Raw genomic sequence first — 18,024 nt, 5'->3', positions numbered from 1 at the left:
AAACCCTGCTTCTTACTTCTTGCCCTTGGCGGCCTTGCCCTTGGCGGGCGCGGCAGCGGTGGCAACGGGGGCCACGATCACCTCTTCCTCGACCACCTTCGGCGGTGCGATGGAGGCGACGACGAAGTTGCCGGACTGCACCGGCTTGGCGCCGGCCTTGTCCTTTACGTCGTCCCAGTGGAAGGAGTGGCCGATGCCGTGCTCGCCCAGCTCCACCACGAAGTTCTCGGGCACCTGGTCGGGGTCGCACAGCACTTCCAGCTCGCGGTGCACGGCATTGACCACGCCGCCTTCCTTGACGCCGGGGTTGGTCTCTTCGCCCGTGAACACCACCGGCACCTTCACGCGGATCAGCTGACCCGGGGCCAGGCGCTGGAAGTCCACGTGCATCGGCGTGTCCTTCAGCGGGTGGAACTGCACGTCGCGCATCAGGGTGCGGATGGTCGGGCCGTTCTTCACCGCCACCTCATAGAGGTGCGACGCCCAGCCGCCCTTGTGCATTTCCTTCATCACGTCACGCGGGTCGAGGGCGATCAGCACCGCCTCTTCCTTCGCGCCGTAGATGACCGCGGGGACCAGCCCCTGCTTCCGAGTCGCGCGCGCCGCCCCCTTACCGGCCAACTCGCGCGCTTCGGCCTCGATCCGAATTGTCTGGACCATGAATCCGTGCTCCGCTCATCAGTGGCGCCGCGCCGGGGTTCTGCCCGGGGCGCCATGCCATACGCCCTAGGCGGGATGCCCAAAGACGATCGCGCCGGCCTCCAGGGGTGCCAGCGCGCGGGCGGTGCGTAGCAAAAGCGCGCCGCTGGCACAATGGCCGCGCGGTGATGGCCTGCCCCGCGCGGTGCCGCTATCCTGGCCGCCACCATGCCGCACCAACCGCCTCCCGACCGCTTCCAGCTGGTGCGCGACGGCGCCAGCGGCGTCGAGGCCGTGCGGGCGCGCTTCTCCGGCCATGCTTACGACCTGCACCGGCACGACGAATGGCTGATCGGCGTCACGCATCGCGGCGTGCAGGACTTCTTCTGCCGCGGCGCCCGCCAGCGCAGCACCACCGGCCGCGTCATCCTGATCGAGCCGCAGGAGGCGCATGACGGCCAGGCGGGGGCGGAGGGCGGCTTCGCCTACAGCATGCTCTACCTGCCGCGCCGCTGGCTCTCCGTCGCGTTGGCCGACACGCCGGGCGGCGACCCCGGCTTCGCCGCCACCCTGCAGGATGACCCGGCTCTGGCGCGCGCCATCCATGCCGCCTGGAATGCCCTGGCGGGTGGCGCACCGGCGCTGGCGCGGGACGCGGCGCTGGATGCGGTGCTGCACCGGCTGCGTCCCCATCTCGGCCGCCCCGAGCGCCGGCCGGAGGCCAGCCGCGATACCCGCGTGGCCCGCCGGGCACGGGACAGGCTGCACGACATGCTGGCCAGCGAAATCGGCGCCGATGCCCTGGCCCGCGCGGCGGGGGCGGCGGACCGCTTCCAGCTCGCCCGTGCCTTCCGCGCCGCCTATGGCACGGCGCCCCATGCCTATCTGGTGCAGCAGCGGCTGCTGCGGGCGCGGCAGATGCTGGCGGCGGGGGAGGCGCCGGCGCGTGTCGCGGCCGCCTGCGGCTTTGCGGACCAGAGCCACCTGGGCCGCTGGTTCCGCCGCGCCTATGGCATGGCGCCCGGCGCCTATCGCGCCTGCTGCACGGGCGTTCCAGACCGCGCCGCGCCGCCGGGCTGAACTGCCCGCCTGAGCAGAGCAAGAGCGCAAGCCATGCAGTTCGACACCAAGGTGGCCATTCTGGTGCTGGAGGATCTGGCGGTCTGGCAGAAGCTGAACGTCACGGCCTTTCTGGCCACCGGCATCGCCGGCGCGGCGCCGGAAGCCATGGGCGAACCCTACCTGGACGCCGCCGGGCGGGAGCATGCCCGGCTGCTGGGCCAGCCCATCATGATCCATGCCGCCAGCCCGGAAACCCTGGCCCGCGCTTACCGCCAGGGCATCGAGCGGGGACTGACCCGCGCCGTCTATGTCCGGCCGATGTTCGCCACCGGCCATGACGCCGCCAATCGCGAAGCCTTCCTGGCGGAACCCGCGGAGGCGCCGGACCTCGTCGGCCTGGCGCTGCGCGGGTCCCGCAAGGATGTGGACAAGGCCACCAAGGGCGCATCGCTGCACCCCTGACGGCGGCCTGTCACAGCGCGGGCAGTTCCGCCGGCTCGAAGTGCCAGGCGGTCTCACCGGCCGGCGGGGGCGTGACCCACAACGGCAGGGCATTGGGCGTGCGGACATTGGCCGGCAGCCCCGCCACCGAGCGGAAGGCACGCCACAGCGCGCCATGCGCCACCACCAGCACCGGCCCCGGCCGCGCCAGGGCGCGGTTCAGGGCCGCCACGGTGCGTTGGCGTAGCTGCTCGAAGCTCTCGCCGCCTTCCGGGGTCAGCTTGCCTTCGACCCAGTCATCGAACCAGCCCCCCATCTCCTGGCCTTCCTGCACGCCGAAGGAGACCTCGCGAAGCCCTTCGTCGATCTCCAGCGGCAGGCCGAGCTTGGCCGAGACCGCCTCCGCGGTGTTGCGGGCGCGGGAGAGGGGGGAGGCGACGATGGTGGCGATGGCGCGCGGGCCGGTCGCCACCTCCACCAGGGCCTTGGCGGCACGTTCCGCCTGCGCCCATCCCACCGTGTTCAGCGGGATGTCCACATTGCCCTGGCTGAGGCCACGCGCGTTCCAGTCCGTCTCGCCATGGCGCAGGAACCAGAAGGGCGCGGCGGGCGAGACCTCCAGCGTCATGCCGCCATGCCCGAGGCCGCCAGCGCGCGCTGCACCGCCGGGCGGGCCAGCATGGCCTTCAGATGCGCCTCGATGCGGGCCGGCACCGGCATGCCGACGCGCTTCACCGCCCAGTATTCCACGAAGAACAGCGCGGCATCGGCGATGGAATAGCCCTGCGGCACCACCCACTCGCCGCCCTTCCAGGTGCGGTCGATGGTCTCGAGGTATTCAGCGGCCAGGGCCTTGCCCTGTTCCACCACCTTGGGCTCGTCGGCGGGGTTGGGGGTGAAGCGGCTGGCGCGGAACTGGCGGGTGAAGCCGTTCGGATGCACCGTGCCGGTGATGTAGTCCACAAAGGAAATCGCATCGGCCTGCGCGTCCACATCCGCCGGCAGCAGCTTGGCCTCGGGGAACTTGGCGCCCAGCCAGAAGGCGATAGCGGTGAATTCCGTCAGCACCGAGCCGTCGTCCCGCTGCAGCACCGGCACCTTGCCCTTGGGGTTGATGGCGCGGAATTCCGGCGTGTTCTGCGCCTGGTCCTTCAGCGCCACCAGCTCCAGGTCGAAAGGCTTGCCGACCTCTTCCAGCAGGACGTGGATGCCGACAGAGCAGGCGCCGGGCGAATAATAGAGCTTCATGGAGACCCTCGGAATACCGTGTGCGACCGGGAGCATCGGCGGCACAGCCCTGGCCCGCAAGAGGGGGGCAGCGGCTTCAGCGGCGGCGCGATGGCACGGGGGGGCGCAGCCGGCGCGTCATGGGGCCGGGAGCGGCGCGCCGCTTCGGGCGAAGGGGCGCGGGCGTGGCGGAGGCCGGCCTGGAAGATCGGCCGGCGTGGTGGGCCTCACGGTCCGCGGGCAGCGCCGCGCGGACCGTGAGGCCGGCTGTCAGTTGAACAGCGTGGAGACCGAGCTTTCCTCGGAGATGCGGCGCATCGCCTCGGCCAGCAGCGGCGCGATGGTCAACTGGCGGATGTTGGAGGAGACGCGCACGGCCTCGGTGGCCTGGATGCTGTCCGTCACCACCATCGCCTCGATCGGCGCGGCGCCGATGCGGGCCACGGCGCCGCCGGAGAAGACGCCGTGCGTGACATAGACGGAAGCGGAGCGAGCCCCGTTCTTCAGCAGCGCCTCGGCCGCGTTACACAGCGTGCCGCCCGAATCGACGATGTCGTCCACCAGGATGCAGTCGCGGCCTTCCACGTCACCGATGACGTTCATCACCTCGGAGACGCCAGCGCGCGGGCGGCGCTTGTCGATGATGGCGAGGTCGGTGTGCAGGCGCGCCGCGATGGCGCGGGCGCGCACCACGCCGCCCACGTCCGGGGAGACGACCATCAGGTCGCGGCCCTTGTAGCGCTCCATGATGTCACGGGCGAAAAGGGGCGCAGCGAAGAGGTTGTCGACCGGGATGTCGAAGAAGCCCTGGATCTGCCCGGCATGCAGGTCCAGCGTCAGCACGCGGTCGGCGCCGGCTTCCACGATCAGGTTGGCCACCAGCTTGGCCGAGATCGGGGTGCGGGAGCCGGACTTACGGTCCTGCCGCGCATAACCGAAATAGGGAATGACGGCCGTGATGCGCTTGGCGCTGGCGCGCCGCAGCGCGTCCAGCATGATCAGCAGCTCCATCAGGTTGTCGTTCGCGGGATAGCTCGTCGACTGGATGACGAACACATCCTCGCCGCGCACGTTGTCATGGATCTCGACGAAGATCTCCATGTCGGCGAAGCGGCGAACCGATGCCTGGGTGAGAGGCAGGTTCAGTGCGGCGGCCACCGCCTCGGCGAGGGGACGGTTGCTGTTGCAGGCGATAATCTTCATCCGGGGGGGCTTCTCCGGCCATCGGGTGCGGCCGGCGGGAAGCCGACCCGGCAAAGGACGGCGCGTGGTAGCAACGTGACGGTAAGATGTCCATCACGCAGCGGTGTAGTGCATGAGGGGTATGCGCCGACCGCCTCCTTCATGCCGCATCAACCACGCGCAAAGGCGGCGGCCGCTTCTACCTGGGCGGGAGAGGGCGTGACGCCCGTATAAAGGCGGAACTGCTCCAGCGCCTGAAGGACCGCCACTTCCGCGCCGGTGATCACCACCTTGTCCATCTCGCGGGCGCGGCGGATCAGCGGCGTCTCCGGCGGCAGGTGCACCACGTCGAAGATGTAGTCGGCGGCCTCGATCAATTCCTCGGGGAAGGCGAGGTCCCGCGACTCGGGGCCGCCTTCCATGCCGATGGGGGTGATGTTCACCAGCAGGGGCGCGCTGGTCACCTCGGCCTGCCAGCGATAGCCGCAGCCTTCGGCCAGCCGGCGCCCGGCGGCCTCGTTGCGGGCCACCACAGTGCCATCGCGGAAGCCGGCATCGCGCAGCGCCGAGACCACCGCCTTGCCCATGCCGCCGCTGCCGCGCGCCACAAAGGGCGTCTCCGCCGGCACGCCATACTGGCGCAGCAGCGGGGCGATGGCGGCGTAGTCGGTGTTGTGGCCGGTCAGCAGGCCATCGTCGTTGACGATGGTGTTCACCGAATCGATGGCGGCGGCGGAAGGCGCCAGCCCGTCGAGCAGCGGGATACAGGCCTCCTTGAAGGGCATCGAGATGGCGCAGCCACGGATGCCCAGCGCCCGGATGCCGCCGATGGCCGCCGGCAGGTCCCGGGTGGTGAAGGCCTTGTAGACGTAGTCCAGCCCCAGCGCCTCATAGAGGTGGTTGTGGAAGCGGGAGCCGAAATTGCCCGGCCGCCCCGCCAGGGACATGCACAGCTTCGTGTCCCGCCCGATGGGCGGCCGGCGCGGCGTGCTCATGGGCCCGTGCGCCCGCGGCCCGGGGTGGGCACCGGCAGGTCGGCGGCAGGGCCGGTGACCGGCGGCGCCACCGGCGCGGCGGGGGTGGCGCCGCGCGGCGGCGGCTCCGGCGCCTGCTGCGGGCCCGGCGGCGAGCCGGCGTTGCGCAGCACGTCGCGGATGCCGGCCGAGGCCTCGTCCGCCACCACATAGGCCACATCGGCCCAGAAGCGGTTCAGGCTGCCCTTCGGCACCTCGTTCATCTGCAGCACCTGGCCGATTTCCTGCCCGTCCCGCCGTGTGACGATCCAGAGCACCTCGACGCGCTGCTGGTTGTTGGGGGCATCGGCCATGGTGACGCGGCCTTCGACGCCATAGTCGGCACCCTCGGCATTGTTCTGCGGCACCAGGCCGCGCTTGGTCAGGAATTCCTCCATGCGGGCGGTGAGCGCGGCATTGCCGTCGCCCGGGGCACCCTTCACCGGCACCAGCCGCAGGCGCGGCGCGGCCTTGCCGGTCAGGCTTTGCGGGTGGCTTTCCTTGCGCGCGGCCTCGATGCCCGAGAGCAACTTGGCGATGCCGGGGGCATCGCGGTCACCCAGGCTCTTGAACACGCTGGGAGCCTCGCTGGCCCAGGCCTTCAGCGGCACCGGGGCGCCGGTGTTGCTGGCGAGCGACGCACCATCGGCGTCGTAGAGGGTGTAGCGCGGCACCACCGTGTTGCGGTTGGCGTCCGGCCGCTGCGCCACGATGGTGAGCCGCAGGTCCAGCGGCAGCGGCGCGGTGACGGTGGCCGGCACCTCGGCATCGCGCAGGGCGATGGCCATGGCCTCGGCCAGGTCCTTGGCGGCTTCATCCGAGAGCATGGCATCCGTGGGCTTCACCACGGCGATGCGATAGGCGGGCGGCAGTGCCAGCCGCGCGGCCTCGCCACCCGGATTGCCCCGATAGGGTTGCGGCAGGTCGCCACAGGCGGCGGCGAGCAGCAGCAGCACCAGCGGCAGGCGGCGCCGCAGGAAGTCAGACCAGGGCAATGCAGAACACCATCATGAAGGAAGGACGAAAAAGCAGAACATCGGCGGGCGGGGCGGGGTTGCCCTAGGCGGGCAGGGCGATGGCCGAGAGCTGGTGGCCGATCGGCCCGCCGCCACGCAGCGTGTTGCGGCGGTAGGAGAAGAAGCGGTCTTCCTCCACCAGCGTATCCGCCGCCACCACGGAAACCAACCCGGCCCCCGCCGCGCGCAGCCGCGCGGCGCAATAGCCGGCGAGGTCGAACTGCCAGCGGTCCTCCCGCTGCCCGGGGGCGAAGAAGCGGGCGGCCTCGGCGGATTGCGCCAGGGCGGCGTCCCGCATGTCCGGCCCGACCTCGTAGGAGGGCTGGCGGATGCAGGGGCCGACCACGGCGGCGATGTTCCGCCGCTGCGCGCCCAGGGCCTCCATGGCCGCGATGGTGGCTTCCAGCACGCCGCCCACCGCGCCACGCCAGCCGGCATGGGCCGCGCCCACCACCCCCGCCGCGCGGTCCGCGAAAAGAATGGGGCCGCAATCGGCGGTGATGATGCCGAGCGCGAGGCCGGGTCGGTCGGTGACCATGGCATCCGCCTGCGGGCGGGCATCGGGCGGGATGGGGGCGGTCACCTGCGCCACGACGGGCCCATGCACCTGCACGGTGGAGGAAAGCGCGGCGGGCGCGATGCCGATGGCCTCCATGGCCAGCGCCCGGTTGCGGGCCACGGCATCCGGGTCGTCGCGGCCGGAGAGGGAGCAGTTCAGCGAGGCGAAGCTGCCGGAGGAGACGCCGCCGCGCCGGGTGAAGAAGCCATGCGGCAGGCCATCCAGCGCCGCGTCGGAGAGGAATTCGGCGGTCATGGGGCGGATACCTCGAAGCCAGGCGGGGCGGGAAGGGCAGGATGGGTCAGGGCCAGGGCCTTGAACAGCCGGCCCATGCCCTCGGGCGCGATCAGCCGCTGGGCGGCGGAAAGCTGCATGCCGGCGGAATGCGGCGCGGCGCGGGCCAGCATGGCGGCGCGCGTCACCAGCCCCAGCGCCTGCAGGAAGATGCCCTGCGGCACCGGGCCGTGCGCGGCGACACCTGCGGCACGCGCCGTGCGGGCAAGCGCGGCGAAATCCACATGGGCGGTGATGTCGACGCTGCCGGGCTCGGACAGCGGATCGGCGGCGCGGTGGTTGGCCAGCGCCTGGAGACTGTCGCCCAACCCGCTCTCGGCCGGGCCGTAATCCAGAAACAGCGCGGCACCGCCCTGTGTGGCAAGACGGGCGGAAAGGGCACGAATAAAAGCCTCGCCGGCCTCGTTCCATTCCTGCACGGCCCCCTCGGGGGCTTCGGCGGGCAGGGGGGGCGGGTTCTCGGCGGGCTGCTCGACAAAGGCGCCGTCACGCACGAAGCGTTCCATCCAGCCCTCGCCACGGCGGATGAACTGGCGGATCGGCAGCGCGTCCAGGAACTCGTTGCCCAGGATGATGGCGGGGCCGGGCGGCACGGTGTTGAGGCTGTCGTGCCATTCCGCCACGCCTGCGCCCAGCGTCGCGGCCTGCACGGCGCGCAGGCCGGGGCTGGCTTCCACCAGATGCACCCGCAGCGCGGCGCGGAAGGGCGGCAGGGCGGTGGCGATGCCACGCAGCGCATCCGCCATCAGCGTGCCGCGCCCGGGGCCGCATTCCACCAGATGCAGCGGGGAGGGCGCGCCCATCCCCTGCCAGACCACGGCGGCCCAGAGGCCCAGGCATTCGCCGAAGGCCTGGGACATCTCGGGCGCGGTGGTGAAGTCCCCCCGCGCGCCGAATGGCTCGCGCCCGGCGTAATAGGCCGCCGCCGCGCGAGCCATGAAGTGGTCGAGGCGTTCCGCCTCGCTCAAGCCGTCACGCTCCGGGTCACGGGCTTGGCGCGCAGCATCAGGAAGGCGCCGACCAGCACCATCGGGATGGAAAGAAGCTGCCCCATGGTGAGGCCGGCGAAGAGGAAGCCGAGCTGCGCGTCCGGCTGGCGGAACAGCTCGCCCACCATGCGGGCGACGCCGTAGCCGGCCAGGAAGGCGCCGGCCACGAAGCCCAGCCGCGCCCGGATGGCCGGGATATGCACCAGCACCTGCACGATGAGCAGCAGGATCAGTCCTTCCATGGCGGCCTGGTAAAGCTGGCTGGGGTGGCGCGGCTCCGGCCCGCCGGTCGGGAAGACCATGGCCCAGGGCACGTCCGAGACACGGCCCCAGAGCTCGCCATTGATGAAATTGGCGAGGCGGCCAAAGAAGAGGCCCACCGGCACCACGGCGCAGATGCGGTCCCCGAAGCCCAGGAAGCTGAGCTTCTGCTGCCGGCAATACAGGAAGATCGCCAGGATCACGCCCGCCGCGCCGCCATGGAAAGACATGCCGCCCTGCCAGACGTAGAGGGCTTCCCAGGGCGCGGTCAGGTACCGCTCGAAGCCGTAGAAGAGCACATAGCCCAGCCGGCCGCCCAGGATGACGCCCAGCACCGCCCAGGTGACGAAATCGTCCACCTGCTGCGGGGTGGCCACAGCGGGCTTCAGCACCACCAGCCGCTTCATCCACTGCCAGCCGATGACAATGCCGACGATATAGGCCAGCGCATACCAGCGGATGGCCAGCGGGCCCAGATGCACCAGCACCGGGTCGATGGCGGGAAAGGCTATGACAGGGAGCATGCCGGCTTGGGCCCTCAGACGTAGGGGTCGGTCTGGGTCAGGTAGCGCTGCACGTAGCGCGCCACCCCATCCTCCAGCCCCGTGGCGGCGCCGGTGAAGCCGGCGGCGCGCAGCCGGTCCATGCGGGCCTGGGTGTAGTACTGGTACTTGCCTTCCAGATCGATCGGCATGTCCACGAAGGAGATTTCGGGCTCCTTGCCCAGCGCGGCATAGATGGCGCGCGTCAGGTCCAGGAAGGACCGCGCCGTGCCGGTGCCGACATTGAACAGGCCGGACACCTGCGGGTTGTCCAGCAGCCAGAGCATCACCTCGACGCAATCGTCCACATGGACGAAGTCGCGCAGTTGCTCGCCATCCGCGATGCCCTCGCGGTCGGAGCGGAACAGGGTGGCCGGCATGTCCGACATGATCTGGCGGAACTTGTGCAGCACCACGCTGGCCATGCGGCCCTTGTGGAATTCATTGGAGCCGTAGACGTTGAAGAACTTCAGCCCGGCCCATTGCGGCGGCGCCTTGCGGCCGCGCGCCAGCAGGTCGGCGATGCGCCGATCCGTGGCGTGCTTCGACCAGCCGTAAAGGTTCAGCGGCCGCAGCCTGGCCAGCGCCTCGGGCGATGCATCGTCGTCGAAGCCCTGCTCGCCCCCGCCATAGGTGGCGGCGGAGGAGGCATAGATCAGCGGCACCCCATAATCCGCGCACCAGGAAAACAGGCGCAGCGTCAGGGACAGGTTGTTCTCTGCCACCAGATCACCGTCGTGCACCGTGGTGTCGCTGATGGCGCCCAGGTGCAGGATGGCCTTGGGGCGCGGCGCATCGGCCAGATAGGCCCAGAGCCGGTCCGGGCTCAGGATGCCGGCGATGTTGTGGTGCGCCAGGTTGCGCCACTTCTCGCGCCCGGCCTCCCCGGCACGCAGCCGGTCCACCACCAGAACTTCCTCGCCACGGGCACAAAGCGCCGCCACGAGATTGGAGCCGATGAAACCGGCGCCTCCGGTCACTAGATACATGGGGCAGGGTCCATCAGGGCGCGCAGAGCCTTCCGCGATGTGGCAGCCCGGGGTTGTTCCCCGGGCGCGCCGGGTATAGGCGCCGTGCCGTGACAGCGGCAAGCGCCGATGCCGGGCGACCCGCCCTGGCTATCAGGTCTGTTTCACCGGCGTTTTGGAGGTTTGGGATGACGGATACCAAGAGCGAGAGCGGCACCGGACACGGCCCTGGCCGGCGCGGGCGCTTCTTTGACGACCTGGCGGGCGTCGCGGGCGGGGCCTTTTCTGTCTTCGCCGGCGCGCGGTCCGAGCTGGAAGCGGCGGTGAAGTCGCAGGTCGAGATGCTGGTGCAGCGGCTGGAGCTGGTGCGGCGCGAGGACCTGGACGCCGCCATGGAAGTGGCCCGCCGGGCGCGCGAGGAATCCACCGCCCTGGCCGCGCGCGTCGCGGCGCTGGAGGCGAAGCTCGGCATCGATGCCGCCGCTGTCCCCAAGGCCGCGCCGGCGGCGGAAGAGGAGGCTCCGGTTTCCCCCAGCCCCAAGGAAGACCCGAAGGACCCTGCCAGCCTCGCCTGAGGCTGGTGGCCAGCGGAAAGGGCCAGGGGAGCGATCCCCTGGCCCTTTTTCGTGCTCAATAGCGGTAACGCGGCGGCGGGTGATGCCAGTGGCGAGGCGGCGGGCCACGGTGCCAGCGCGGCGGCGGGCCATAATAGCGGGCACGCGGCGGCGGACCCCAGTGGCGCGGCGGCGGACCACGGCGCCAGTGGCGCGGCGGTGGCGGCGGATGCCGGTAGTATTGCACCGCCTGCACGTCGGGCTGCGCCAATGGCGCGGCGACCACGGGCCGGGCAGGGGCGGCCTGGGCTTCTCCCGGCAGGCTCAGGGCACCGAAACCGAGGCCGGTGGCCAGCAGCGCGGCGGAAGCGATCCTGGCGAAAAAGCCGGATTTGAGAAGACGTGGCATCTGGCAGTTCCTCCTCGTCATGCACCTGAATTTCGGGGTCATCTGAGGCGGAACGGTGGCACCCGGGGGGCGCTGCGGTGGCCGCCAGTCACGAAAACGCGACCAGCGGCCATCACGTCTCAGCCGAAGACGCGGGCGAAAATCGTCTCGACATGGCGGAAATCGCGCTGCGGATCGATGGCGGCATCCAGCCCGGCGGCATCCATCTTGCCGGCCACTTCCGGGTCGGCCAGCAGGTTGTCGCGGAAGGACTTGCCCTCGGCGCTGCCCAGCTTGGTCCAGGTGGCCATGGCCGCGCGCTGCACGGCGGCATAGGCGCCCTCCCGCGACAGGCCGGCCTGGGTCAGGGCCAGCAGCACCTTCTGGCTGTGCACCACGCCGCCCAGGCTTGCCAGGTTGGCTTCCATCTGGGCCGGGTAGATGGTCAGCTTCTCCATCATGCCGGCCAGGCGGCCAAGGGCGAAGTCCAGGGTGATGGTGGCGTCGGGGCCGATGTAGCGCTCGACGCTGCTGTGGCTGATGTCGCGCTCATGCCACAGCGCCACGTTCTCCAGCGCCGGGATGGCATAGCCACGCACCACGCGGGCCAGGCCGGTCAGGTTCTCGCTCAGCACCGGGTTCCGCTTGTGCGGCATGGCGGAGGAGCCCTTCTGGCCCGGATGGAAATATTCCTCCGCCTCGCGCACTTCGCTCCGCTGCAGGTGCCGCACCTCGGTGGCCAGCCGCTCGATGGCCGAGGCCACCACGGCCAGGGTGCAGAAGAAGGCGGCGTGCCGGTCGCGCGGGATGACCTGGGTGGAGGAGGGCTCGACCGTGAGGCCCAGCTTCTCCGCCACGAATTCCTCCACGCGCGGGTCCACGCTGGCGAAGGTGCCGACGGGGCCGGAGATGGCGCAGGTCGCCACCTCGGCCCGCGCGGCCACCATGCGGGTGCGGCAGCGGGCGAATTCGGCGTAGTGGCCGGCCAGCTTCAGGCCGAAGGTCGTCGGCTCGGCATGGATGCCGTGGCTGCGGCCGATGGTGGGGGTGAACTTGTGCTCCAGCGCCCGCGCCTTCAACGCCGCCAGCACGCGGTCGAGATCGGCGATCAGCAGGTCGGCGGCGCGGGTAAGCTGCACGGAAAGGCAGGTGTCCAGCACGTCGGAACTGGTCATGCCCTGGTGCATGAAGCGGGCATCCTCGCCGATGCCCTCCGCCATGTAGGTCAGGAATGCGATAACGTCATGGCGCGTCACGCTCTCGATCTCGTCGATGCGGGCGATGGCGGCGGCGTCGATCGCCTCGGCACGGGGGCCGCCCTTCTCACGGATCACGCGGGCCGACTCGGCCGGAATGGTGCCCAGCTCCCCCATGGCCTCCGCCGCCAGGGCCTCGATCTCAAACCAGATGCGGTAGCGGGTCTCAGGCGACCAGATCGCGGCCATTTCAGGGCGGGTGTAGCGCGGAACCATGGGGCGATCCTTGATGTTGGAAGAGGGAGCGGAACCTGGCGGGCGGGGGTGTGGCGCCTCCGCCGGTGGTTGACAAGCCCGGCCCTGCCGCGCGATGGCCAAATCATTAACGCCGGGAAATCGTACTGATGGACTTTTCTGCCTGGATGCCTGAGCTGATAGCCCTTGGGCAGGTGCTTCTGATCGACCTTGTTCTTGCTGGCGACAATGCCATCGTCGTCGGCATGGCCGCGGCCGGCCTGCCGGCCGACCAGCGCCGCAAGGCTATCTTCTGGGGCATCGTCGCCGCGACGATCATGCGGATCGGCTTCGCGGCCGTCACCACCCAGTTGCTGGCCATCGTGGGCCTGACGCTGGCCGGCGGCATCCTGCTGCTCTGGGTCTGCTACAAGATGTTCCGCGAATTGCAGCGCGGCCATCAGCCGGAGGTCAACGAGGCTGAGCTGCATCAGGCGGACGCGCCCGCGGGTGAGCGCAAGACGCTGAGGGGCGCCATCATCCAGATCCTGGTGGCCGATGTGTCCATGAGCCTGGACAACGTGCTGGCGGTGGCCGGCGCGGCCAAGGAGCACCTCTGGGTGCTGGTGGTGGGCCTCGGCATCTCGGTCGTGCTGATGGGTGTGGCAGCCACCTTCATCGCCCGGCTGCTGGAGCGCTTCCGCTGGATCGCCTGGGTCGGCCTGCTGGTCATCCTCTATGTCGCCGTGCAGATGATCTGGGCCGGCGGCGGCGAGGTGCTGCCCTACCTCAACGGCACCGCGCCGGCGACGCCGTAACAGGCAAGCCAACGCTTCGGCTGATCGGGGCCGCCTCCCTTACGGGAGGCGGCCCCATGCATTTCTGGGGTCTGCGTTACTTCACCTGCACCCTTCCAGCCTGTAGCGTCCCGCGCATCCGTGGGGTGTCGTGCCGGGCGACGCCACGCCGGTCCGCCATAACTCCCATGGGGAAATATCAATGGAAGCGTACAGCGGCATGCTGTCCGGCCTTGCCGAGATCATCTGGCTCAACATCATCCTGTCCGGCGACAACGCCGTCGTCATCGGCCTGGCCGCCGCCGGCCTCGCGCCGCAACTCCGGTCCCGCGCCGTCCTTTTCGGCATCATCGCCGCCGCCATTCTGCGGATCATCTTTTCCATCTTCGCCACGATGCTGCTGTCGCTGTGGTGGATCGACATCGTGGGCGGCCTGGCGCTGCTCTACATCGCCTGGACCTTCCTGAAGGAACTGCGCAGCGAGCCCGCGCATGAGGCCGGGGCGGCCTCGCCGCCCGCCGAGAAGACGCTGGGCCAGGCGCTGTGGCAGATCATCATCGCCGATGTGTCCATGAGCCTGGACAATGTGCTCGCCGTGGCGGCGGTGGCGCGGTCCAACCTGACGCTGCTGATGATCGGCCTCGGCATTTCCATCGTAATGATGGGCCTGCTCGGCGGCTTGCTGGCCAAGCTTCTGGAAAGGTTCAGGATCATCGCCTACATCGGCGTGGTGCTGATCGTGTGGATCGGCCTGCAGCTGCTTTGGGAAGGACTGATCATGGCGAATGCCGCGCTCCAGCTGGGCCTGCCGGTTCCGGGGGTCACGCATTGAAGGCAGCACGGCTTGCCCAGGGTCTCACCCTGGGCGCCATGGCCCTCATGGCCGCCTGCGCCGCGCCGCAAAGCCCGGAGGAGCAGGCCCAGGCCGCCCTCCGCGCCCGGCCGGCGCTGGCGGAGGTCCTGGCCCGGCTGCCGACGGAGGCAGCCGGGTTCGAACGGGGAACAACCACCAATTTCGAGGACCGGCAGCCCGGCTACGGCAGTGCGGTGGAATACACCACCCCCGCGCGCGACGGCTTGCCGGCGCGGGCGGCGGTGGCATCGGTCATGCTCTACGACCTCGGGCAGCAGGCCCTGCCGGCGAATGCCCCGGCGGAGGCCGTGACGCCCGTGCTGGACGAGGCGGTGCGCGAAGCCACCGTGCTGCCCCCCGGCCGCACCCTGGCCGAGATCGCCCGCCGCAACCTCCTGCTGCCCGACGGCGGCAGCATGACCTGTGCCGACCTCTCGGGCAGCTTCGGCCGCACGGCGGTGGAGCAGCAGGTTTGTGCCGGCACCGCCGCCGGGCGCTTCCTGCGCGTGCATGTCACGATGCCCCGGCGCAACAGCGGCGTGGCGGATGCCGATGACTTCACCCGCGCCATCGCCGCCGCCGCGCGCCGGGTGTCCGCGGCAAGCCCGGCGCGCTGAGGTGCCGGGGCAGGCCCTTCAGCCTCAGTTCCGGTGGCGCGGCCAGTCGAGCCGCGGCTCGGCACGGGGAGAGGGGGCCTGCCGCGCCACGCGGCTGTCCGGGAAGATGGGCGGCGGCGGCACCGGCGGCACGATGCGCGGTGCCTGGTCCCGGCTGGAGCTGACGGCATAGCTGGCCGGCGGCTCGATATAATCCTCGGTGATCGGCGGGCGGGGCGGCAGCTCGGGCTCGGACAGCCGCAGGGCCAGGCTGCGGATCTCGGCCTGGATCTCGTCCAGCTGCACCTCGATGGCCTCCAGCCGCGCCTTCACGCCGAAGACGCTGAAGGGCATCAGCAGAAAGGCGGCGGCGCAGAGCAGCCCCACCACCAGGATCAGCAGCCCGGTCCATTCCGGCATGCCGGGGATGGTCAGGCTATTGGTCAAGCCGCGCACATTCTCCATCGATTCACCCGCCCGTCACGCTCATGTGGCGCCCGACCGAAGGCGTCTTGTGCCGCCGGTCGATGATGAAGTCATGGCCCTTGGGCTTGCGGGCGATGGCATCGCGGATGGCCTGCTGCAACCCGGCTTCGCCCACCGATGGGTCGCGCAGCACCGCGCGCAGGTCCGCCGAGTCCTCCTGGCCGAGACACATGTAAAGTGTCCCGGTACAGGTTAGCCGCACCCGGTTGCAGCTTTCGCAGAAATTATGTGTCATCGGCGTAATGAAGCCGAGGCGCCGCCCGGTCTCGGCCACGGTGTAGTAGCGGGCGGGGCCGCCGGTGGCGTAGTCGGTATCCTCCAGCGTCCAACGCTGGCGCAAATCGGCCCGCACCATGGAGAGCGGCAGGTACTGGTCGGTGCGGTCGCCGGTGATATCGCCCATCGGCATGGTCTCGATCAGCGTCAGGTCGAAGCCATGCTCGCCGCACCAGGCGATCAGGCGGTCGAATTCCTGCTCGTTGACGCCCTTCATGGCGACCGCGTTGATCTTCACCTGCAGCCCGGCGGCCTTGGCGGCGAAGATACCGTCCAACGTTTGCTCCAGCCTGCCCCAGCGGGTCAGGGCCTTGAAGGTGCCCGGGTCCAGCGAATCCAGCGAGACGTTGATGCGGCGCACCCCGGCGGCATAGAGCCCTTCCGCGTGCTTGGTGAGCTGCGTGCCGTTGGTGGTGACGGTCAGTTCCTTCAGCCCCTGCGGCCCGATGCGGGCGCCGAGGGAGCGGAACAGCGTCATCACATCCTTGCGCACCAGCGGCTCCCCGCCCGTGAGGCGGATGCGCTGGACGCCGAGGCCGATGAAGGCGCCGCAAAGCCGGTCCAGCTCCTCCAGGGAGAGGATCTCGGCCTTGGGCAGGAAGGTCATGTCCTCCGCCATGCAGTAAACACACCGGAGGTCGCAACGGTCCGTCACCGAGACGCGGAGATAACTGATGGCCCGGCCGAACGGGTCGATCATAGCAGTCGGATTCCTCGCCGGAGGGGGAAGGCCCTTCATTTGGGCCGTCTGCCCCCCCGGCTGCAACCCCTCCCTCAACCCAGAAGCGCGAAGCCCCCGGTGGCGATCAGCAGGATCAGCGCGAATCGGCGGTACCAGCGCTGCGGGATGACGTGGAAGAGCCGCGCGCCCACCGGCACCGAGACCAGCATCACCGGCAGCATCACCGCTGTCATGATCAAGGTGGAGATGCCGATCAACCCGCCCCAGAGCGGCGGGACGATGGAAGCCACGCCCAGCACGCCGAAGAAGAGGATGAGGTTGGCGCGATGCTGCCGCGCTTCCTCCTTGCCCGCCAGCAGGTAGAGGATGACGGGCGGGCCCGACATGCCCGTAGCACCTTTCAGCAGCCCGGCGACCACGCCGATCGCGATGTTCAGCGGCAGCGGCCTGGTGCCGTGGTAGCGCCAGCCCGACATCATCAGCATGCCGAAGAGCAGCACGAAGATGCCGATGGCCCGCCGCAGCGTGCCGCCATCGGCCTGCAGCAGGATGATGGAGCCCAGCGGCAGCATCAGCACCGCCGCGGCGCAGATGGGCAGGATCAGCTTCTTGTTGGCCTCGCCGAAGGAGCGGGGCAGCAGATAGGCGGAAACGAAGAGCTCCATCAGCAGCACCACCGGCACGCCGACGCGCGGGCTCCAGAGCGTGGAATAGACCGGCGCCAGCAGGATGGCGGTGCCGAAGCCCGAATACCCCCGCATCAGTCCGGCGATGGCGGTGGCAAGGGCGGCAACGACGAAGCGCCAGGACAGCAGCAGCCCCAGCGCTTCCTGCAACAGCGAATCGAGCATGGTCCTTAGTCCAGGACCTCCAGCTCTACATGCCGCGCGTTGATCAGCACCTTGCCCATATGCTCGAAATTCACCGTCACGCGCTCCTGCACCACCGATTGAATCTGCCCCTCGCCCCATTCGGGATGGGCGGGGTGGCGGACGCGCATTCCGGGTTCCAACGGCATCATCATTTGCCCAGCCTGACGCCACCGCGCCGCCGGAGCCAGTGAGACCCATGATCACGCTGGCGTGATGTTAACACTTCGAGCTTAAACTGTGGCGATTTCCTGAGTCGGAGAGCGTGCATGCTGGCGGAACCCAGGCTGAATTTGGCGCAGGACCTCTGCGCCCGGCTGTGCCACGACCTCGTTGGCCCGCTGGGCACCGTGGCCAGCGCGGTGGAGATGGTGACCGAGGACCCCGAGGCCGCCGAACTGGCGCGCGAGGCCGCCGCCAGCCTGCGCGGCCGGCTGCAGCTCTGGCGCGCCGCCTGCGGCGCCGGCACCGGCCCGATGAGGCCAGCCGACCTGGCGGCGCTGCTGGATGGCAACCTGGCTGGCGGCCGGGCCAGCCTGGCGCTCGGCGCCCTGCCGCCCGGCGAGTCCTTTGCCGCCCCGGTGGCGCAACTGCTGCTGGTGGCCGCCATGCTGGGCGGCGAGGCCCTGCCGCGCGGCGGCGTGGTGCGCCTGCTGCCGCAGGAAGGCGGCGTGGCCCTGCGCCCCGAGGGCCGCGTGCTGAACTGGCCACCCGCCCTGGCCGCTGCCCTGGCGGGGGAGCCCGCCGAGGGCCCACGCGCCGTGCTGGCGCCGCTGCTGGCGCAACTGGCCGGCGCCGCCGGCTGGCAGGCCCGGCTGACGGAAGAGGCGTTGCTGCTGCACCCGCAGGGTTAAGGCACGTTCTTCATCTTTCCTTTGCCTCCCCGCCGGAGATTGGGCC

Annotated in this window: 23 protein-coding genes; 7 read left to right on the top strand and 16 right to left on the bottom strand. The window is 70.2% G+C overall.

The features are described from left to right. Positions 1-12: 12 nt before the first annotated feature. Positions 13-660 carry a 50S ribosomal protein L25/general stress protein Ctc gene (locus EBE87_RS11635; RefSeq protein ID WP_120640814.1) on the bottom strand — a complete coding sequence of 216 codons (648 nt, stop codon included), beginning with the start codon at positions 658-660 and terminating at the stop codon, positions 13-15. A gap of 207 nt (positions 661-867) precedes the next feature. On the opposite strand from EBE87_RS11635, the gene EBE87_RS11630 reads away from it, so the two are divergent. Both EBE87_RS11630 and EBE87_RS11625 read left to right on the top strand, forming a co-directional pair. After that, positions 868-1,719, top strand: coding sequence for an AraC family transcriptional regulator (locus tag EBE87_RS11630; RefSeq protein WP_120640813.1), 852 nt, complete (start codon positions 868-870; stop codon positions 1,717-1,719). Between the two features lie 33 nt (positions 1,720-1,752). Continuing rightward, entirely contained in the window at positions 1,753-2,163 is a 411-nt protein-coding gene (locus tag EBE87_RS11625; RefSeq protein WP_120640812.1) for a DUF2000 family protein, read from the top strand. 10 nt (positions 2,164-2,173) lie between these two features. On the opposite strand, the gene EBE87_RS11620 is transcribed toward EBE87_RS11625, so the two are convergent. The 9 genes from EBE87_RS11620 to rfaD all read right to left on the bottom strand — a co-directional run bounded on the left by EBE87_RS11620 (position 2,174) and on the right by rfaD (position 10,214). Then, a complete protein-coding gene (locus tag EBE87_RS11620) occupies positions 2,174-2,770 on the bottom strand; it encodes a histidine phosphatase family protein (protein WP_120640811.1) in 597 nt (198 codons plus the stop codon). Further along, a complete protein-coding gene (locus EBE87_RS11615) occupies positions 2,767-3,426 on the bottom strand; it encodes a glutathione S-transferase family protein (RefSeq protein WP_233553459.1) in 660 nt (219 codons plus the stop codon). Before EBE87_RS11615 ends, EBE87_RS11620 begins: the two co-directional genes overlap by 4 nt. 213 nt (positions 3,427-3,639) lie before the next feature. Further along, positions 3,640-4,572: a ribose-phosphate pyrophosphokinase gene (locus EBE87_RS11610; protein WP_120640809.1), complete on the bottom strand. Its 933-nt coding sequence runs from the start codon at positions 4,570-4,572 to the stop codon at positions 3,640-3,642. Positions 4,573-4,721: 149 nt separating this feature from the next. Beyond that, on the bottom strand, positions 4,722-5,546 hold the full coding sequence (locus tag EBE87_RS11605) for a shikimate 5-dehydrogenase (protein WP_120640808.1): 825 nt from the start codon (positions 5,544-5,546) through the stop codon (positions 4,722-4,724). Further along, positions 5,543-6,559, bottom strand: a complete 1,017-nt coding sequence (locus EBE87_RS11600; RefSeq protein WP_122140001.1) for a hypothetical protein — start codon at positions 6,557-6,559, stop codon at positions 5,543-5,545. Before EBE87_RS11600 ends, EBE87_RS11605 begins: the two co-directional genes overlap by 4 nt. A gap of 64 nt (positions 6,560-6,623) precedes the next feature. Further along, positions 6,624-7,394, bottom strand: coding sequence for a peptidoglycan editing factor PgeF (gene pgeF / locus EBE87_RS11595; RefSeq protein WP_120640068.1), 771 nt, complete (start codon positions 7,392-7,394; stop codon positions 6,624-6,626). Next, positions 7,391-8,401, bottom strand: coding sequence for a class I SAM-dependent methyltransferase (locus EBE87_RS11590; RefSeq protein WP_120640067.1), 1,011 nt, complete (start codon positions 8,399-8,401; stop codon positions 7,391-7,393). Before EBE87_RS11590 ends, pgeF begins: the two co-directional genes overlap by 4 nt. Then, positions 8,398-9,207: a prolipoprotein diacylglyceryl transferase gene (gene lgt / locus EBE87_RS11585; protein ID WP_120640066.1), complete on the bottom strand. Its 810-nt coding sequence runs from the start codon at positions 9,205-9,207 to the stop codon at positions 8,398-8,400. The genes EBE87_RS11590 and lgt overlap by 4 nt, the downstream gene beginning before the upstream one ends. 14 nt (positions 9,208-9,221) lie before the next feature. Continuing rightward, positions 9,222-10,214 (bottom strand): ADP-glyceromanno-heptose 6-epimerase, encoded by a 993-nt coding sequence (gene rfaD, locus EBE87_RS11580; RefSeq protein ID WP_120640065.1) that lies wholly within the window; start codon positions 10,212-10,214, stop codon positions 9,222-9,224. A 167-nt stretch (positions 10,215-10,381) separates the two neighbouring features. On the opposite strand from rfaD, the gene EBE87_RS11575 reads away from it, so the two are divergent. Continuing rightward, positions 10,382-10,768, top strand: coding sequence for an accessory factor UbiK family protein (locus tag EBE87_RS11575; protein ID WP_120640064.1), 387 nt, complete (start codon positions 10,382-10,384; stop codon positions 10,766-10,768). A 55-nt stretch (positions 10,769-10,823) separates the two neighbouring features. Here EBE87_RS11575 and EBE87_RS11570 read toward each other — a convergent pair whose 3' ends face one another. Beyond that, a complete protein-coding gene (locus EBE87_RS11570; protein WP_120640063.1) occupies positions 10,824-11,156 on the bottom strand; it encodes a hypothetical protein in 333 nt (110 codons plus the stop codon). A gap of 119 nt (positions 11,157-11,275) precedes the next feature. Beyond that, positions 11,276-12,607, bottom strand: coding sequence for an adenylosuccinate lyase (gene purB, locus EBE87_RS11565; protein WP_120640062.1), 1,332 nt, complete (start codon positions 12,605-12,607; stop codon positions 11,276-11,278). A 128-nt stretch (positions 12,608-12,735) separates the two neighbouring features. Between purB and EBE87_RS11560 the strand changes: the two genes are divergently transcribed. The 3 genes from EBE87_RS11560 (at position 12,736) to EBE87_RS11550 (ending at position 14,832) form a co-directional block, all read left to right on the top strand. Continuing rightward, positions 12,736-13,383 (top strand): TerC family protein, encoded by a 648-nt coding sequence (locus tag EBE87_RS11560; RefSeq protein ID WP_120640061.1) that lies wholly within the window; start codon positions 12,736-12,738, stop codon positions 13,381-13,383. Between the two features lie 199 nt (positions 13,384-13,582). Beyond that, entirely contained in the window at positions 13,583-14,194 is a 612-nt protein-coding gene (locus EBE87_RS11555) for a YjbE family putative metal transport protein (RefSeq protein ID WP_233553368.1), read from the top strand. Next, a complete protein-coding gene (locus EBE87_RS11550) occupies positions 14,191-14,832 on the top strand; it encodes a hypothetical protein (protein ID WP_158600995.1) in 642 nt (213 codons plus the stop codon). The genes EBE87_RS11555 and EBE87_RS11550 overlap by 4 nt, the downstream gene beginning before the upstream one ends. Before the next feature lie 24 nt (positions 14,833-14,856). On the opposite strand, the gene EBE87_RS11545 is transcribed toward EBE87_RS11550, so the two are convergent. From EBE87_RS11545 to EBE87_RS11530, 4 genes are all read right to left on the bottom strand, one after another. Beyond that, the gene (locus EBE87_RS11545; protein WP_147426157.1) at positions 14,857-15,258 is read right to left on the bottom strand and encodes a hypothetical protein; all 402 of its coding nucleotides are present in this window, start codon (positions 15,256-15,258) and stop codon (positions 14,857-14,859) included. Between the two features lie 22 nt (positions 15,259-15,280). Then, entirely contained in the window at positions 15,281-16,273 is a 993-nt protein-coding gene (gene moaA, locus EBE87_RS11540; protein WP_233553367.1) for a GTP 3',8-cyclase MoaA, read from the bottom strand. A gap of 74 nt (positions 16,274-16,347) precedes the next feature. Continuing rightward, positions 16,348-17,106, bottom strand: a complete 759-nt coding sequence (locus EBE87_RS11535) for a sulfite exporter TauE/SafE family protein (protein ID WP_120640056.1) — start codon at positions 17,104-17,106, stop codon at positions 16,348-16,350. Positions 17,107-17,111: 5 nt separating this feature from the next. Continuing rightward, positions 17,112-17,255, bottom strand: coding sequence for a DUF3553 domain-containing protein (locus EBE87_RS11530; RefSeq protein WP_367604648.1), 144 nt, complete (start codon positions 17,253-17,255; stop codon positions 17,112-17,114). Positions 17,256-17,393: 138 nt separating this feature from the next. On the opposite strand from EBE87_RS11530, the gene EBE87_RS11525 reads away from it, so the two are divergent. After that, positions 17,394-17,978 carry a histidine phosphotransferase family protein gene (locus EBE87_RS11525; protein ID WP_122140000.1) on the top strand — a complete coding sequence of 195 codons (585 nt, stop codon included), beginning with the start codon at positions 17,394-17,396 and terminating at the stop codon, positions 17,976-17,978. The last annotated feature ends 46 nt before the right edge of the window (positions 17,979-18,024 follow it).

Origin of the sequence: Teichococcus wenyumeiae, from assembly GCF_003696345.1 — a bacterium.
Classification (GTDB): Bacteria; Pseudomonadota; Alphaproteobacteria; order Acetobacterales; family Acetobacteraceae; genus Pseudoroseomonas; species Pseudoroseomonas wenyumeiae.
This window is presented reverse-complemented; position numbering and strand designations above follow the sequence as displayed.

What these genes read in the sequence shown, in the direction of transcription:
- EBE87_RS11555 (WP_233553368.1), top strand. Translation starts at nt 13,583, where the DNA reads ATGCTGTCCGGCCTTGCCGAGATCATCTGGCTCAACATCATCCTGTCC.
- EBE87_RS11625 (WP_120640812.1), top strand. Translation starts at nt 1,753, where the DNA reads ATGCAGTTCGACACCAAGGTGGCCATTCTGGTGCTGGAGGATCTGGCG.
- EBE87_RS11560 (WP_120640061.1), top strand. Translation starts at nt 12,736, where the DNA reads ATGGACTTTTCTGCCTGGATGCCTGAGCTGATAGCCCTTGGGCAGGTG.
- purB (WP_120640062.1), bottom strand. Translation starts at nt 12,607, where the DNA reads ATGGTTCCGCGCTACACCCGCCCTGAAATGGCCGCGATCTGGTCGCCT.
- EBE87_RS11575 (WP_120640064.1), top strand. Translation starts at nt 10,382, where the DNA reads ATGACGGATACCAAGAGCGAGAGCGGCACCGGACACGGCCCTGGCCGG.
- moaA (WP_233553367.1), bottom strand. Translation starts at nt 16,273, where the DNA reads ATGATCGACCCGTTCGGCCGGGCCATCAGTTATCTCCGCGTCTCGGTG.
- rfaD (WP_120640065.1), bottom strand. Translation starts at nt 10,214, where the DNA reads ATGTATCTAGTGACCGGAGGCGCCGGTTTCATCGGCTCCAATCTCGTG.
- EBE87_RS11525 (WP_122140000.1), top strand. Translation starts at nt 17,394, where the DNA reads ATGCTGGCGGAACCCAGGCTGAATTTGGCGCAGGACCTCTGCGCCCGG.
- EBE87_RS11610 (WP_120640809.1), bottom strand. Translation starts at nt 4,572, where the DNA reads ATGAAGATTATCGCCTGCAACAGCAACCGTCCCCTCGCCGAGGCGGTG.
- EBE87_RS11535 (WP_120640056.1), bottom strand. Translation starts at nt 17,106, where the DNA reads ATGCTCGATTCGCTGTTGCAGGAAGCGCTGGGGCTGCTGCTGTCCTGG.
- EBE87_RS11635 (WP_120640814.1), bottom strand. Translation starts at nt 660, where the DNA reads ATGGTCCAGACAATTCGGATCGAGGCCGAAGCGCGCGAGTTGGCCGGT.
- pgeF (WP_120640068.1), bottom strand. Translation starts at nt 7,394, where the DNA reads ATGACCGCCGAATTCCTCTCCGACGCGGCGCTGGATGGCCTGCCGCAT.
- EBE87_RS11630 (WP_120640813.1), top strand. Translation starts at nt 868, where the DNA reads ATGCCGCACCAACCGCCTCCCGACCGCTTCCAGCTGGTGCGCGACGGC.
- lgt (WP_120640066.1), bottom strand. Translation starts at nt 9,207, where the DNA reads ATGCTCCCTGTCATAGCCTTTCCCGCCATCGACCCGGTGCTGGTGCAT.
- EBE87_RS11570 (WP_120640063.1), bottom strand. Translation starts at nt 11,156, where the DNA reads ATGCCACGTCTTCTCAAATCCGGCTTTTTCGCCAGGATCGCTTCCGCC.
- EBE87_RS11620 (WP_120640811.1), bottom strand. Translation starts at nt 2,770, where the DNA reads ATGACGCTGGAGGTCTCGCCCGCCGCGCCCTTCTGGTTCCTGCGCCAT.
- EBE87_RS11605 (WP_120640808.1), bottom strand. Translation starts at nt 5,546, where the DNA reads ATGAGCACGCCGCGCCGGCCGCCCATCGGGCGGGACACGAAGCTGTGC.
- EBE87_RS11530 (WP_367604648.1), bottom strand. Translation starts at nt 17,255, where the DNA reads ATGCGCGTCCGCCACCCCGCCCATCCCGAATGGGGCGAGGGGCAGATT.
- EBE87_RS11615 (WP_233553459.1), bottom strand. Translation starts at nt 3,426, where the DNA reads ATGCTCCCGGTCGCACACGGTATTCCGAGGGTCTCCATGAAGCTCTAT.